Here is a 14,990-nt window from a genome sequence, read left to right as displayed (position 1 = left end):
TCACACCCAGCCAGTAGAGTCCTCGCCATGCGCGATCTCGGGGTGGGTTTCGGTTATCTCCTGAAGGGCCAGCGGTGGGTGGCCCGGCACGGGCGGAGTTACGGCTTCGGGCTGCTGCCCGGCCTGATCACGCTGGTGCTGTACACCGCCGCGCTGGTCGCGCTGGCCCTGTGGGGCGAGGACGCGGTCGGCTGGGCGACCCCGTTCGCGGACGACTGGTCCAGCCCCTGGCGTGGCCTGTTCCGCGGCTTCCTGACCGCCGTCCTGTTCGCGCTCGGCCTGCTGCTGGCCGTGCTGACGTTCACCGCCGTCACCCTGCTGGTCGGCCAGCCCTTCTACGAGAGCCTCTCCGAGAGGGCCGACGCCGACGCCTCGCCCGACGGCACCGCCGCCCGGTCCGGCCTGCCGCTCTGGCGGGAGCTGTGGATCTCGGCCCGGGACAGCCTGCGCATCCTGGTCCGGGCCGGCCTGTGGGGCGTCCTGCTCTTCGCGCTCGGCTTCCTGCCGTTCGTCGGGCAGACCGTCGTCCCCGTGATCGGCTTCTTCGTCACCGGCTTCTTCCTCACCGAGGAGCTCGCCGCCGTGGCCCTGCAGCGCCGGGGCGTCGACCTGCGCGCCCGCCTCACCCTGCTCCGCTCCCGCAAGACCCTGGCCTGGGGGTTCGGCACACCCCTGGGACTGGCCTTCCTGGTTCCGTTCGTCGCGGTGTTCCTGATGCCGGGCGCGGTCGCGGGCGCCACGCTCCTCGCCCGTGACCTGCTGGGCGAGGAGACCGCGGGGGAGGGCACCGACGCGCCCGAAGAGGAGAACGCCACCCCGTGACCGAGATACTCGCCGTCGCCGTCATCACCGTCCTGGCCGTCATCGCCCCCGGCGCCGACTTCGCGATGATCGTCCGCAACAGCTATCTGTACGGCCGCCGCACCGGCCTGCTCGCCGCCGCCGGAGTCGCCGCCGGCGTGCTGGTCCACGTCACCTACACGATGCTCGGCGTGGGCCTGCTGATCGCCTCCTCCACCTTCCTGTTCACGGTCGTCAAGCTGATCGGCGCCGCCTACCTCGTCCACATCGGCGTGCGCACCTTCCGCACCCGCGGCGAGGTGAAGGTGGACCTGGAGCACAAGGCGACACTGACCCCGCTCGCCGCGCTGCGCACCGGCTTCCTCACCAACGTCCTCAACCCCAAGACGACCCTGTTCGTCGTCTCCACCTTCGCCCAGGTCGTCAGCCCCGGCACACCGGTCTGGCGGCAGGCGGGCTACGGCCTGTTCATGTCGCTGGCCCACCTGCTGTGGTTCGGCGTCGTCGCGCTCTTCTTCTCGCAGGAGCGCATGCGCACGCTGATGCTCCGCGCCCAGAAGGTCCTCAACAAGGTCATCGGCTCCGTCCTCGCCGGCCTCGGCATCAGCCTGGCCTTCGCTCCGTCGCACTGACGGCCACGGCGACGATCGCCCGCACCTGGGCGATGATGTCCAGCCGGTTGCGGACGAACTCGGGGTCGGTCACCTCGGTGGTGTTCCCGGCCCCGAACTGCAGCACGGGGGTGTGCACGTGCCCGCCCGGCAGCGTGTCGTGCAGGCCGAGCCGGTCCCGCAGCAGGGTGGCCCGGTAGGCGATCTCGTTGGACAGGTAGTCGCCGCCGCCCCCGGCCCGGGCGGTGGAGCCGGGGGTCGGCCCGTCCGGCCGCACGACGGGATCGCTCCCGCCCGCGGGGATCTCGGTGACCTCCGTGTGGTCGTACACCGGGAAACGCCCGGTGCGCGCGGCCGCGAGGGCGGCGTACGGCAGGGTCGTGGTCGTCCACTGCGGCTGTGTGGCCGGGTCCGTGACCGGCACGGTCTCCGTCCGGCCGACGTCGTCGTTGTCCGGGAAGCCGCCGCGCCAGGCGCCGTTGGTGCGCTCGACGTCGAACCGGCCGACCCGCCCCTGGCTCACGGTCGTGAACAGGTCCGCCTTCGGCAGGTACGGCCGCAGGGTCCGCTCCACCGTGCCCTCGGCGAAGTCCCGCCAGCGCACCGGGAACACGGCGGTCTCGATGCGCGCCGGTCCCGCCGCCGTCTCGACGACGGTGCCGTCCAGCGCGAGCGCCGCCGCCCCGGACGGGTTGGAGGTGCGGATGTCCCGGTCGAGCGTGAAGGGGTCGAAACCGGTGAGGACGACCCGGCGCGAGGTGTCCGCGGCCGGGAGGCGGAGGTCGGTCTGCCCCCGCGAGGTCCGCTCCAGCCGGTCGAGCAGCGCGTTCCGCTGCCGCTCCGTGAGCCCGAAGTCCGGCCGCCAGGTGCGCACGTCCCGGGTCATGCCCAACCGGGCCCAGTACAGCGGCCGGTCGTCGCCCCGGTCCAGGTCCCCGCCGGCGGGTCCCCGCCCCTGCGCACGGTCCACGGCCCGCCGCCACAGCGCGGACCCCTCCCGTGCGACGACGCGGCGGGCCTGCGCGTAGGACCGCGCGTGCTCCAGCGCGCGTCCGAACTCCCGTGCCACGCCGTCGAACCCGGAGCGCCGCAGGATCTCCTGCGGCTCCGCCCGGTCGAGCCGCTGCTCCTCGACGGTGGGGGAGGGGGCGGGGGCGGGCGGGGCCGCCGAGGCGGTGGCCGGGGGCGCGGACAGGCCGGCGAGCAGCGCGAGTCCGAGGACGCCGAGACGAAGTCGTGTGGGGCTCAAGGGAGTTGGGCTCCTTCCGGGAAGCGCCGTGACTGCGGCCCACCGTACTCGGCCGCGCGCCGGCGGGCGCCGGTCGCGCAGGTGTCCGCCTCCCGGGGGGAGCGATCCCTCAGTCCGCCCGCTCCCCCAGCAGCCGCAGGAAGTCCCGGAACGCGCCCGGCATGTCGACCGAGTCCGGGTCGAGGAGCCACTGGTACTGGAGGCCGTCCATCACGGCGACCAGCAGGGGGGCGGTGCGTTCGGGGGTGAGGCCGTTCGGGAGCCGGTCGCCGTACTCGCCGCGCAGGACGGCGGTCATGGAGGCGCGGACGCGCGCGTACCGCTCGGTGAAGTAACCCCGCGCCGGATGACCCTCCGTCACGCTCTCGCCGAGCAGCGCGGAGAAGGTCTGGATGATCGCCGGCCGCATCGCGTTGTACTCCACCAGCGAGGCCAGCAGGTCCGTCCGCCACCGCGAGTCCGGCACCGCGTCCCACCGGTCCCGGTCCTGGAGGACCGCCACCAGCAGCGCCTCCTTGGTGGGGAAGTGGTGCAGCAGCCCCTGCTGGGTGAGCCCCACCCGCTCGGCCACGGCCGCGAGGCTCGCGCCCCGGTAACCGCGCTCGGCGATCACCTCCAGGGCGGCCCCCACGATCTCCGCGCGCCGCTCCTGGCCCCTGACCCTCGCGTTCATGACGTCACCGTACGGCATCCTCGCCCCCTCGATGTAACGGCAAGATAACGAAACCTACCCGTCGACAGGTGACGCGGGCACGATGGAGACACCTGCACGGACTCGACGAGGAGGACCCCGATGGCGGGAGCCCAGCCCACCCCGGCCGACCAGGCCCGCGAGGCGGTCGTGGAGGCCGCCCTCGGCGCGCTCGACCTCGACGCCAAGACCCGGCTGCTGGCCGGACAGGACATGTGGAGCCTGCCCGCGCTCCCCGAGATCGGCCTGGGCTCCCTGGTCATGTCGGACGGACCGATCGGCGTCCGGGGCGTGCGCTGGACCGCCGACGACCCCTCCGTGGCCCTGCCCTCGCCGACCGCGCTCGCCGCCACCTGGGACCCCGGACTCGCCCGCCGCGCCGGTGTGCTGCTCGCCCAGGAGGCCCGCCGCAAGGGCGTCCACGTCCTGCTGGCGCCCACCGTCAACCTGCACCGCTCCCCGCTCGGCGGCCGCCACTTCGAGTGCTACAGCGAGGACCCCTGCCTGACCGGCGTCATCGGCACCGGCTACGTGACCGGCGTGCAGTCCGGCGGGGTCGGCACCACCGTCAAGCACTTCGTCGCCAACGACGCCGAGACCGACCGCCTCACCGTGAACAACCTGGTGCCCGAACGCGCCCTGCGCGAGCTGTACCTGGCCCCCTTCGAGGCCATCGTCACCGGCGCCCGCCCCTGGGGGATCATGACCGCCTACAACACGGTCAACGGCACGACGATGACCGAGCACCACCACCTCGTCAACGAGGTCCTGCGCGGCGAGTGGGGCTTCGACGGCTTCAACGTCTCCGACTGGACGGCCGCCCGGGACACGGTCGCCGCCGTCCACGGCGGCCTCGACGTCGCGATGCCCGGCCCCCGGACCGTGTACGGCCCCGCCCTCGCCCAGGCCGTGCGCGACGGCAGGGTCGCCGAGGCCACCGTCGACGCGGCCGTCCGCCGGGTCCTCCGCCTGGCCGCCCGCGTGGGCATCCTCGCCGGCGCCGAACCGGTGGTCACCGAGCCGCCCGCGCCCGTCGACGGCGAGGCCCTGGCCCGCGAGATCGCCCGCCGCTCCTTCGTCCTCCTGCGCAACGAGCGCGGCGCGCTCCCGCTGCGGCCCGGCGCCACCGTCGCCCTGATCGGCGCCGCCGCCCGCGACGCCCGCGTGCTCGGCGGCGGCTCCGCCACCGTCTTCCCGGCCCGGACCGTCTCCCCGCTCGACGGCCTCACCGCCGCCCTCCCCGACGGCACCCTCCGCTACGCCGTCGGCGCCGATCCCGCCACCGAACTGGCCGTCGCCGACCAGGGCTTCACCCTGCGGGCCGTCTGCCGGGACGCCGCCGGCGACGTCATCGGCACCCGCTCCGCCCCCGGCGGCCAGATCCAGTGGATGGGCTCCGACCTCCCCGACGGCGTCACCCACGCCACCCTCCACACCATCGAGCTGACCGGCACCTTCACCCCCCGCGAGTCCGGCCCGCACACCTTCGGCATCAAGGGCACCGGCCCCTTCACCCTCACCGTCGACGGCACCACGTACTACGACGACGTCCAGCGCCCCGCCGAGGACGACCCCTTCGAGGCCTTCTTCGCCGCCCCCGTCCCCCGCGCCGAGACCGAGCTGACCGCCGGCGAACCCGTCGACATCTCCCTCACCCACGTCGTCCGGCTCCCGGAGGACCTGCCGATGAAGGTGATCGCCTTCGCGCTCGCCCACTCCGGCCCGCGGCGCGATCCCGACGAGCTGATCGCCGAGGCCGCACGGGCCGCCCGGGCCGCCGACACGGCCGTGGTCGTGGTCGCCACCACCGACCGCGTGGAGTCCGAGGGCTTCGACCGCCGGGACCTGCGGCTGCCCGGCCGCCAGGACGACCTGGTCCACGCGGTCGCCGCCGCCAACCCGAACACCGTCGTGGTCGTCAACGCCGGCTCCCCGGTGGAACTGCCCTGGCGGGACGAGGTCGCCGCCGTCCTGCTGACCTGGTTCCCCGGCCAGGAGGGCGGCGCGGCCCTCGCCGACGTGCTCACCGGCGCCCACGAGCCCGGCGGCAGGCTCCCCACCACCTGGGGCTCCCTCGCCGACGCCCCGGTCACCCAGGTCGTCCCGGTGGACGGCGAACTGCCCTACAGCGAGGGTGTGTTCATCGGCCACAGCGCGTGGGAGCGGGCCGGTCGCACCCCGTCGTACCCCTTCGGCCACGGTCTCGGCTACACCGACTGGGCCTACGAGTCCCTGGAGGTCGACGGCACCACCGTCCGCGTCCGCGTGCGCAACACCGGCGAGCGGGCCGGCCGGGAGATCGTCCAGGTCTACGTCTCACCGGCCGGGCCCGGCCCCGAGCGCCCGGCGCGCCGGCTGGCGGGCTTCGCGTCGGTCGAGGCCGGCCCCGGCCGGAGCGCCGAGGCCGCCGTCGAGCTGCCGCGCCGGGCCTTCGAGGTGTGGGACGAAGAGGCGAAGGCGTGGTCGTGTGTGAAGGGTTCGTACGAGATCACCGCCGGACGCTCGATCGCCGACCGCCGGCTGACCGCGCCGATTAACGTCTGATCCGGGACAAGTCTCCCCGCATGAGCAGCCCCGGCCCGGGACCTGACCCCTGGGCCGGGGCTTGGCATGTGCGTTTAGCAGCGTGGTGTCCGGTCGGTCAAGGTACGAGTTTCCGGAACCTGACCGGGGTGCGGCCGCCGGGGTTCATTTGAAGCAGCCCGAGAACGGCTCGGGCAGCAACCCCCCTCGGAGGCGGATTCCCATGACGAACATCGAGCGCAAGAACTACAAGAAGCGCCTGGCGATGCTGGCCACCACGGTCACCCTGGCAGCCGGCGGTGTCCTGATCCCCACCGCCGCTTTCGCCGCACCGGCGGCCGCACCGGCCCACACCCAGACGCTGCACCACACGAAGCACTGCAACCCGCACAAACTCGTTGGGGCTCCTCAGGGTGCTGGTGCTGGTGCTGGTGCTGGTGCCGGGGCGGGTGCGGGTGCGGGTGCGGGTGCTGGAGCGGGTGCCGGTGCTGGTGCGGGTGCAGGAGCGGGTGCTGGGGCCGGTGCCGGGGCAGGCGCAGGCGCAGGCGCTGGTGCGGGTGCCGGAGCCGGTGCGGGCGCTGGTGCCGGGGCTGGTGCTGGTGCTGGAGCGGGCGCTGGTGCCGGGGCTGGTGCTGGTGCCGGAGCGGGTGCTGGGGCCGGTGCCGGGGCAGGCGCAGGCGCAGGCGCTGGTGCGGGTGCCGGAGCCGGTGCGGGCGCTGGTGCCGGTGCTGGTGCTGGTGCCGGTGCCGGGGCTGGTGCTGGTGCTGGTGCTGGAGCGGGCGCTGGTGCGGGTGCGGGTGCGGGTGCTGGCGCCGGAGCGGGTGCCGGTGCGGGTGCCGGTGCGGGTGCTGGTGCTGGAGCCGGTGCCGGTGCGGGCGCTGGTGCTGGTGCTGGTGCGGGCGCTGGTGCGGGCGCGGGTGCGGGCGCTGGTGCGGGTGCCGGTGCGGGTGCCGGTGCGGGCGCCGGTGCCGGGGCCGGGGGCTGAGTCCCGGCATCCGGTCCGGTCGGTGGGGACCGTTTCCTCCCTCACCACCGTCGAGGCCTTCGGGCCGGTGGGACTCCCCGTCCCGCCGGCGCGGAGGCCTCCTCCGCGTCGCGGGCCGGTCAGGACGCCGAGAGGGCGTACACCGTCTCGGAGCGGAAGACCTCGCCGGGCCGCAGCACCGTGCTCGGGAAGTCGGGCCGGTGGGGCGAGTCCGGGAAGTGCTGCGTCTCCAGCGCGATCCCGGCGCAGGGTGAGAACAGCCCGGAGAGATGGTCGGCGGTGTACAGCTGGAGGCCCGGCTCGGTCGTCGCGACCGTCAGCCTCCGCCCGGACGCGGGGTCGTACAGCTCGGCCACCTCCTCGGCCGCGCCGGTCACCCCCTTGTCCAGGACGAAGTTGTGGTCGTAGCCCGAGCCCGTCCTCCGGGCCGTACGGAAGTCGAAGCGGGTCCCCGTCACGTCCGCCGGTTCCCCGGCCGGGATCAGGTCCGCGTCCACCGGCGTGTACCGGGACGCGGCCAGCCGCAGCTCGTGTCCGCCGGCGGGACCGGAACCGGAGCCGCTCAGGTTCCAGTACGTGTGCTGGGTGAGGTTCACGACCGTCGGCGCGTCGGTGTCCGCCTCGTAGACGATCCGCAGCGCACCCGACTCCGTCAGCGTGTACGTCACCGTCACCGCCAGCCGGCCCGGGAAGCCCTCCTCGCCGTCCGCGCTCACCCGGCTCAGCCGCAGCCCGTGCGCCACCGGCTCCACGTCCCACACCCGCTTGTCGAACCCGCGTTCACCGCCGTGCAGCGAGTTCGGACCGTCGTTCGCCGGCAGGGTGTACATACGGTCGTCCAGACGGAACCGGCCGCCCGCGATCCGGTTCGCGTACCGGCCGATCACGGCGCCCAGATACGGCTCCGGGTGGGCCAGGTAGCCGGCGAGCTCCGGGAACCCCAGCACCACGTCCGCCGTCCGCCCGGCCGCGTCCGGGGCCTCGAACGACTGCACGATCCCGCCGTACGACAGCACCCGCACCCGCACCCCGCCGCGCTCCAGCGTCCATCGGTGCACCGCCGTGCCGTCGGGGAGTGTGCCGAAAAGTTCGTTCATGTGGAAACCCTAGTAGTGCCGTCGGCAGTCGCATCCGCCGAGGGTGACGGTTCACCGCATGCGCCGCGCCCGCACTCGACGGGGTGTCGTGTGTTCCCGGGCTTCGTCGTGTCGGTCTTCGTCGGCCCTCCGGCCTGGTTCCCGGGCATCCTGTTCGCCGCACTGGCCGTGAGTGTACTGATCATCTGGACCGAGCAGAAGAAGCGCGGCCACCGCTGAAGCCGCGCTGCCTGTCGGACCCGCTGACCGGAACGGGGCCGGTCACGGATTTCCCGCCGTGATCCTGCGGTACGCGATCTCCGCCAGCCGTGCCTGGCCGTCCTTGCTGGGATGGAACCAGTCCCAGTGACTGAGCTGGTCCGTGCCGAAGCGGTAGTCGTGCACCGCGTTGCCGTCGAAGCGGCAGCGGCGGTCCTTGGCACAGACCTCCGCCAGCACCTTGTTGTAGGCCACGACCCGCTGCTGCACCGCGTCCCGGCGCAGCATCGCCGCGCTGGTCAGATCGTCCGCGTCACCCAGCATCGAGGGGCAGATGCCGAGCTTCCACACCTGCTTGCCCAGCGCGTTCGACCGGCCCTGCGACCACAGCCGCTTCAGATTGGGCACGCTCGACACGTACACCTGCGTCTTCGGCAGCGCCGAGCGCAGCCTGTCCAGCGCCTCCTCGAAGTCCGCGCGGAAGTCGGCCACCGGGGTCATCGCCGACGCCGAGGACCGGCAGGCGTCGTTCGCCCCCACCATCACCGTCACCAACTCCGGGCGGCGGCCCACCGCCCGTTCCATCTGCTCCGGCAGGTCGGCCATGCGGGCGCCGGTCACCGCGTAGTTCCAGCTGTGCTCCGCCGCGCCCGTCACCCCCAGCAGCCGCACCGCCAGGCTGTCCACCCGGGCGTCGCTGCCCGTCGCCCACGACACCTCCGGGCAGTCCGACAGCACGGTGCACGCGTCGAAGCCGCGCGTGATGGAGTCGCCCACCGCGGCGATGGAGTCCGGGCTGCGGTCCCACACCGGTGGCCGGGCCCCGCGTGCCGTGGTGCCGTGGGGCGCCGGGGAACGCCCGTCCCCGCCGCCGCAGCCGGCGGCTCCCAGCACCACGGCCGCCACGACGGCGAGAACGGCCCGCACACGGTGGCTCGGTTTCCGCATCCCTGGTGTTCTCCTCGCTCGACGGTCGGCACCCCCCTCCCATAACAACGTGCGAGGGTTCCCGCCCCGGCACCCGGGAACGGCGCACCCCCGTACAAGCGTCCCCCTGGGTGAATGGCGGCGGTTTCCTGGCACCGGGACCGACGGTACGTCACACTCCTTGCGCCGTCGCAGGGTAGCCTCGCCATCAACGCGGCCGTCGCGCCACTGCCGCCCAGCCAGTCCGCAAGATGTCCCGCTCTGCCCGGAGGTTCCGGTGACGACACGTGGAGTTCTGTACGTGCACTCCGCGCCGCGCGCGCTGTGCCCGCACGTCGAGTGGGCCGTCGCCGGGGTGCTCGGCACGCGCGTCAACCTCGACTGGATCCGGCAGCCCGCGGCCCCCGGCACCTGGCGCTCGGAGTTCTCCTGGCAGGGCGAGGCCGGCACCGCCTCCAAACTCGCCTCCGCGCTGCGGGGCTGGCACCTGCTGCGCTTCGAGGTCACCGCCGAGCCCTGCGCGACCGCCGAGGGCGAGCGCTACAGCTGCACCCCCGACCTCGGCATCTTCCACGCCGTCACCGGCATCCACGGCGACATCCTGATCCCGGAGGACCGCCTGCGCGCCGCGCTGACGCGGTCCAAGCAGGGAGAGACCGACCTGGAGGCGGAGATCGCCAAGCTCCTGGGCAAGCCGTGGGACGACGAACTGGAGCCCTTCCGCTACGCCGGCGAGGGCGCCCCGGTCCGCTGGCTGCACCAGGTCGTGTGAGCCGTCCCGCACCACCGGGCATGCCGAAGGGCCCCCACCAGCCGGTGAGGGCCCTTCGCTCATGTCTCTCAGACGGTCCTGAACGCCAGCACCACGTTGTGCCCGCCGAAGCCGAACGAGTCGTTCAGCGCGGCGATACGTCCCTCGGGCAGCTGACGGGCCTCACCGACCACCACGTCCGCGTCGACCTCCGGGTCGAGGTTCTCCACGTTGATGGTCGGCGGAGCCGTGCGGTTCACCAGGGCCAGGATCGACGCGACGGTCTCGACACCGCCGGCCCCGCCGAGCAGGTGACCGGTCATCGACTTGGTCGCGGAGATCGCCATGTGGTCGACGTCGTCGCCGAACACCTTCCGCAGCGCCTTGATCTCGGCGACGTCACCCTGCGGCGTCGAGGTGGCGTGCGCGTTCACGTGCACGATCTCGGCCGGCTTCAGGTCGGTGCTGTCCAGCAGGTTCTGCAGCGCCTGCGCGATGCCGTTGCCGGACGGCTCGGGCTGCGTGATGTGGTGGGCGTCGGCGGAGATGCCCTGTCCGACCGCCTCGGCGTAGATCCGGGCACCGCGTGCCTTCGCGTGCTCCTCGGACTCCAGGACGATCACACCGGCGCCCTCGCCGAGCACGAAGCCGTCCCGGCCCGCGTCGTAGGGACGCGAGGCGCCCTGCGGGTCGTCGTTGTTCTTGGACATCGCCATCATGTTGCCGAACGCGGCGATGGGCAGCGGGTGGATGGCGGCCTCGGTACCACCGGCCACGACCACGTCCGCACGCCCGGTGCGGATCATCTCGATCGCGTACCCGATGGCCTCCGCGCCCGAGGCGCAGGCCGAGACCGGGGTGTGCACACCGGCGCGGGCACCCAGCTCGATACCGACGTTGGCCGCCGGCGAGTTGGGCATCAGCATCGGCACGGTGTGCGGGGAGACGCGGCGTACGCCCTTGTCCTTGAGGACGTCGTACTGGTCCAGCAGGGTCGTCACGCCGCCGATGCCGGAGGCGATGACCGCACCGAGACGATCGGGGTTCACGGACGCGTCCTCGCCGGCCCTGGCGGTGAAACCGGCGTCCTTCCAGGCCTCCTGGGCGGCGATCAGCGCGAACTGCGCGGACCGGTCCAGCTTGCGGGCCTGCGGGCGCGGGATGATCTCGCCCGGCTCGACGGCGATCTGCGCGGCGATCCGGACGGGCAGCTGGGCCGCCCACTCCTGCTCCAGCAGGCTGACACCGGACGTGCCGGCGACGAGGGCCTCCCAGGTCGAGGCTGCGTCGCCACCCAGCGGTGTGGTTGCGCCGATACCGGTGACGACCACGGTGCGATTGGTCGGGCTCACGGGAATTCTTTCTCCAACGGAATACGGGAGGACTACCCCCGCCTCAGCGGGGATTACGGCGCCACCGCCGGGTGGCGGGGCCTTGCAGCCGGACGGGCCTCGCGGCCTGACGGCCTGTGAGGGCCTAAGGGATGGCTCAGGCCTGGTGCTCGAGGATGTACTTCGTCGCGTCACCGACGGTCTTGAGGTTCTTGACGTCCTCGTCCGGGATCTTCACGTCGAAGCGCTCTTCGGCGGCGACGACGACCTCGACCATGGACAGCGAGTCGACGTCCAGGTCGTCGGTGAAGGACTTGTCCAGCTGGACGTCCTCAACCGGGATGCCGGCGATCTCGTTCACGATTTCGGCGAGACCGGCGACGATCTCTTCCTGAGTGGCGGCCATGTCAGGCGCTCCTTCTTAGATGTTCCGAACGGTTTGTGGCAGTTGTCCCCCTGCCGGACCGCATGATCCGGCACGGAGTGCCTAGGGGAGGGTAACGACCGTGGCGGCGTAGACGAGACCCGCCCCGAATCCGATGACGAGCGCGGTGTCGCCGCTCTTCGCCTCCCCGGTCGCCAGGAGCCGCTCCATCGCGAGCGGGATCGAGGCGGCCGAGGTGTTGCCGGTGGTGCGGATGTCACGGGCGACCGTGACGTGCTCCGGCAGCTTCAGCGTCTTCACCATCGAGTCGATGATCCGCACGTTGGCCTGGTGCGGAATGAAGACGTCCAGGTCGTCCGGGGTGATTCCGGCCGCGTCCAACGCCTGCTGGGCGACCTTCGCCATCTCGAACACGGCCCAGCGGAACACCGCCTGGCCCTCCTGCGTGATCGCAGGGAACTTGATGTTGCCCTCGCTGTCGAGGGGCAGCTGGGAGACGTCGCCGAGCCGGAACCGGTCCCACGGGACGGTCTGCTTGATCGTCCCGGACTTGTCGCCCTCCGAGCCCCACACCGTCGGACCGATCGCCGGCTCCTTGGAGGGGCCGACCACGACCGCGCCGGCGCCGTCACCGAACAGGAAGGCGGTCGCCCGGTCCTCCAGGTCGGTCAGGTCGCTCAGCCGCTCCACACCGATGACGAGCACGTACTCGGCGGAACCTTCCACCACCATGCCCTTGGCGAGCGTCAGGCCGTAGCCGAAGCCCGCGCAGCCCGCCGAGATGTCGAAGGCGGCGGCCTTGTCGGTGCCGAGCTTGTCGGCGATCTCGGTGGCGACGGCCGGGGTCTGGCTGAAGTGCGAGACGGTCGACACGACGACCGCGCCGATCTGCTCGGCGTCGATGCCGGCGTCCGCGATCGCCTTGCCGGAGGCCTCGATCGACATCGCGGCCACGGTCTCCTCGGGACCCGCCCAGTGCCGGGTCTCGATGCCGGAGCGGGAGCGGATCCACTCGTCGGACGAGTCGATCCTTTCGAGGATCACCTCGTTCGGCACCACCCGGGTCGGCCGGTAGCCGCCGACGCCGAGAATGCGCGCATACGGGGCACCCTTGCTGGGCTTGATCTTCGACATGCTCTCGGGCTCCTTAGGCGCCGGCGTGCTCGGCGATGAGCTCGCGAGCGGCGTCGAGGTCGTCGGGGGTCTTCAGGGCGAGGTTCCTGACCCCGGGCAGGGCCCGCTTGGCCAGGCCGGTCAGGGTGCCGCCCGGGCACACCTCGACGATCGCGGTGACGCCCAGCTCCTTGAACGTCTCCATGCACAGGTCCCAGCGGACCGGGTTGGCGACCTGGCCGACCAGCCGCTCCAGCACCTCGGCGCCGGAGGAGACGGTCCGGCCGTCCTTGTTGGAGACGTAGGGGATCTTCGGGTCGGCCGGCGACAGCTGTTCCGCCGCCTTGGCCAGGGTCTGCACCGCGGGCGCCATGTGGGGGGTGTGGAAGGCCCCGGCCACCTTCAGCGCGACGATCTTGCGGACACCCTCGGGCTTGTCGTCGTTCAGCGCGGCCAGCTGCTCCAGCGTGCCGGCGGCGACGACCTGGCCCGCGCCGTTGATGTTCGCCGGGGTCAGACCCAGCTTCTCCAGGTGCGCGACGGAGGTCTCCGGATCGCCGCCGAGCAGCGCCGCCATGCCGGTCTCGGTGACCGCGGCGGCGTCGGCCATCGCCAGACCCCGCTTGCGGACGAGACCGAGGGCGGACGTGTCGTCCAGCACACCGGCGAAGGTGGCGGCGGTGATCTCGCCGACGCTGTGCCCCGCGACCGCGCCCGGCGCGATCTCGGACATGTCACCGAGTGCCGCGGCGGACAGGATGCCGGCGGCCACGAGCAGCGGCTGGGCCACCGCGGTGTCACGGATGGCGTCGGCGTCGGCCTGGGTGCCGTAGTGGACGAGGTCCAGTCCGATGGCGTCCGACCAGGCGGCGACGCGGTCGGCGGCACCGGGCAGTTCGAGCCAGGGGGTCAGGAAGCCGGGCGTCTGAGCGCCCTGGCCGGGAGCGACGAGTACGAGCACTCTCACACTCTCTCTTGGGGACGGCCACGGCCGCCCGTGGGGACAGGGACGAAGAACACGAAGGGCTTTTGTGGGCCTCCGACAAAACCCTATGCCTGGGATTCGGCGTCGGCCAGACGCCCCAGGATGAGCGCGATCCGTAGTGTGAACGCGGATCGTACATCCGAGGGCGACCATCCGGTGACGTCTGTCACACGTCGGAGCCGGTAGCGCACGGTGTTCGGGTGAACGAAGAGCATCCTCGCCGCGCCTTCGAGGCTGCTCGCCTGCTCCAGGTAGACACTCAGGGTTTCCAGGAGAGCCGAGCCCGCCTCCTCCAGCGGTCTGTAGATCTCCTCCACCAGCTGCTCGCGGGCGCTCGGATCACCCGCCATGGCGCGCTCCGGCAGGAGATCGTCCGCGAGCACCGGCCGCGGCGCGTCCTGCCAGGCCGAGCAGGCCTTCAGCCCCGCGGCGGCGGCCTGCGCGGACCGGGTGGCGGCCAGCAGGTCGGGTACGACGGGCCCCGCGACGACCGGGCCCGCGGCGAACGGCCCGATCAGCGACCTGGCGACGGCGAGCGGATGGGGGCTGCCACCGGCGATGACGACCAGCCGGTCCCCGAGCACCCCCGTGAGCACCTGCAGCTTGGCGTGGCGCGCGGCCCGCCGGATCGCCTCGACGGTCAGCTCGCTGTCCCCGTCGGGCGCGGTCCCGAGCACCACGCACACGTGCTCCGGCGAGTTCCAGCCCAGCGCGGCGGCCCGGCTGACCGCGCCCTCGTCCGCCTCCCCGCTCAGTACGGCGTTCACGACCAGCGACTCCAGCCGCGCGTCCCAGGCACCGCGTGCCTCGGCGGCCTGGGCGTACACCTGGGCGGTGGCGAACGCGATCTCCCGGGCGTACACCAGCAGCGCCTCGCGCAGCACGCTCTCGTCACCGGGAGCGGCCACCTCGTCGATGGCGCTCTCCATGACCTCGATGGTGGTCCGCACCATCTCCACGGTCTGCCGCAGCGTGATGGCCCGGGTCAGCTCACGCGGGGCGGTCCCGAAGACGTCCGTGGAGATCGCCTGGGGCGCGTCCGGGCGGCGGAACCACTCGGTGAAGGCCGCGATGCCCGCCTGGGCGACGAGACCGATCCAGGAACGGTTCTCCGGGGGCATGGCCCGGTACCACGGCAGGGTCTCGTCCATCCGCGCGATCGCCTGCGCGGCGAGTCTCCCGGAGGACTTCTCCAGCCGCTTCAGGGTCGCGGAGTGCGCGTGGACGTCGTGGGCTGCGGGATCGCCGTGGTGGGATTCGGGTTCGGGCACGGGGACAAGACTGCCTTATCGGGACGGGCCCGTGCGTCGCCGGGTCGGGGACGAGGTCTACGGTGGTGCCCG

The 14,990-nt window shown here is 72.8% G+C and carries 15 protein-coding genes; 5 read left to right on the top strand and 10 right to left on the bottom strand.

All coding sequences use genetic code 11. The annotated features are described in order from the left end of the window. The first annotated feature begins 27 nt into the window (after window positions 1–27). Window positions 28–822 carry an EI24 domain-containing protein gene (locus ACZ4VF_RS11370; protein ID WP_467925034.1) on the top strand — a complete coding sequence of 265 codons (795 nt, stop codon included), beginning with the start codon at window positions 28–30 and terminating at the stop codon, window positions 820–822. After that, on the top strand, window positions 819–1,433 hold the full coding sequence (locus tag ACZ4VF_RS11365) for a LysE family translocator (protein WP_467925032.1): 615 nt from the start codon (window positions 819–821) through the stop codon (window positions 1,431–1,433). The genes ACZ4VF_RS11370 and ACZ4VF_RS11365 overlap by 4 nt, the downstream gene beginning before the upstream one ends. Here the strand turns inward: ACZ4VF_RS11365 and ACZ4VF_RS11360 are convergent. Next, a complete protein-coding gene (locus ACZ4VF_RS11360; protein WP_467925030.1) occupies window positions 1,405–2,661 on the bottom strand; it encodes a pyroglutamyl-peptidase I in 1,257 nt (418 codons plus the stop codon). The genes ACZ4VF_RS11365 and ACZ4VF_RS11360 overlap by 29 nt on opposite strands. Before the next feature lie 109 nt (window positions 2,662–2,770). Beyond that, a complete protein-coding gene (locus ACZ4VF_RS11355; protein ID WP_467925028.1) occupies window positions 2,771–3,352 on the bottom strand; it encodes a TetR/AcrR family transcriptional regulator in 582 nt (193 codons plus the stop codon). Window positions 3,353–3,454: 102 nt separating this feature from the next. Between ACZ4VF_RS11355 and ACZ4VF_RS11350 the strand changes: the two genes are divergently transcribed. Further along, window positions 3,455–5,896: a beta-glucosidase H gene (locus ACZ4VF_RS11350; RefSeq protein WP_467925026.1), complete on the top strand. Its 2,442-nt coding sequence runs from the start codon at window positions 3,455–3,457 to the stop codon at window positions 5,894–5,896. A 97-nt stretch (window positions 5,897–5,993) separates the two neighbouring features. Here the strand turns inward: ACZ4VF_RS11350 and ACZ4VF_RS11345 are convergent, their stop codons facing one another. After that, window positions 5,994–6,905, bottom strand: a complete 912-nt coding sequence (locus tag ACZ4VF_RS11345; RefSeq protein WP_467925024.1) for a hypothetical protein — start codon at window positions 6,903–6,905, stop codon at window positions 5,994–5,996. Between the two features lie 74 nt (window positions 6,906–6,979). Continuing rightward, window positions 6,980–7,957 (bottom strand): aldose epimerase family protein, encoded by a 978-nt coding sequence (locus ACZ4VF_RS11340; protein ID WP_467925022.1) that lies wholly within the window; start codon window positions 7,955–7,957, stop codon window positions 6,980–6,982. A gap of 90 nt (window positions 7,958–8,047) precedes the next feature. Between ACZ4VF_RS11340 and ACZ4VF_RS11335 the strand changes: the two genes are divergently transcribed. Next, a complete protein-coding gene (locus tag ACZ4VF_RS11335; RefSeq protein WP_467925020.1) occupies window positions 8,048–8,176 on the top strand; it encodes a hypothetical protein in 129 nt (42 codons plus the stop codon). Window positions 8,177–8,218: 42 nt separating this feature from the next. Here the strand turns inward: ACZ4VF_RS11335 and ACZ4VF_RS11330 are convergent, their stop codons facing one another. Further along, complete coding sequence (locus ACZ4VF_RS11330) at window positions 8,219–9,103, bottom strand: SGNH/GDSL hydrolase family protein (protein WP_467925018.1); 885 nt, start codon at window positions 9,101–9,103, stop codon at window positions 8,219–8,221. Window positions 9,104–9,359: 256 nt separating this feature from the next. Here ACZ4VF_RS11330 and ACZ4VF_RS11325 point away from each other — a divergent pair, with 256 nt between their 5' ends. Then, window positions 9,360–9,854, top strand: a complete 495-nt coding sequence (locus ACZ4VF_RS11325) for a DUF3145 domain-containing protein (RefSeq protein WP_030649497.1) — start codon at window positions 9,360–9,362, stop codon at window positions 9,852–9,854. Between the two features lie 68 nt (window positions 9,855–9,922). On the opposite strand, the gene fabF is transcribed toward ACZ4VF_RS11325, so the two are convergent. The 5 genes from fabF to ACZ4VF_RS11300 form a co-directional block, all read right to left on the bottom strand. After that, on the bottom strand, window positions 9,923–11,185 hold the full coding sequence (fabF, locus tag ACZ4VF_RS11320) for a beta-ketoacyl-ACP synthase II (protein WP_467925016.1): 1,263 nt from the start codon (window positions 11,183–11,185) through the stop codon (window positions 9,923–9,925). A 136-nt stretch (window positions 11,186–11,321) separates the two neighbouring features. Beyond that, window positions 11,322–11,570 carry an acyl carrier protein gene (locus ACZ4VF_RS11315; RefSeq protein WP_133885909.1) on the bottom strand — a complete coding sequence of 83 codons (249 nt, stop codon included), beginning with the start codon at window positions 11,568–11,570 and terminating at the stop codon, window positions 11,322–11,324. A gap of 81 nt (window positions 11,571–11,651) precedes the next feature. Beyond that, a complete protein-coding gene (locus ACZ4VF_RS11310; RefSeq protein ID WP_467925014.1) occupies window positions 11,652–12,683 on the bottom strand; it encodes a beta-ketoacyl-ACP synthase 3 in 1,032 nt (343 codons plus the stop codon). Window positions 12,684–12,696: 13 nt separating this feature from the next. Then, window positions 12,697–13,623: an ACP S-malonyltransferase gene (locus ACZ4VF_RS11305; protein WP_467925012.1), complete on the bottom strand. Its 927-nt coding sequence runs from the start codon at window positions 13,621–13,623 to the stop codon at window positions 12,697–12,699. 89 nt (window positions 13,624–13,712) lie between these two features. Then, complete coding sequence (locus ACZ4VF_RS11300) at window positions 13,713–14,918, bottom strand: PucR family transcriptional regulator (protein ID WP_467925010.1); 1,206 nt, start codon at window positions 14,916–14,918, stop codon at window positions 13,713–13,715. Between the last annotated feature and the right edge of the window lie 72 nt (window positions 14,919–14,990).

Source organism: Streptomyces sp. NPDC029151, from assembly GCF_055564315.1.
Note: the sequence above shows the minus strand (reverse complement) of the source record. Positions and strands in the feature narration are given on the sequence as shown.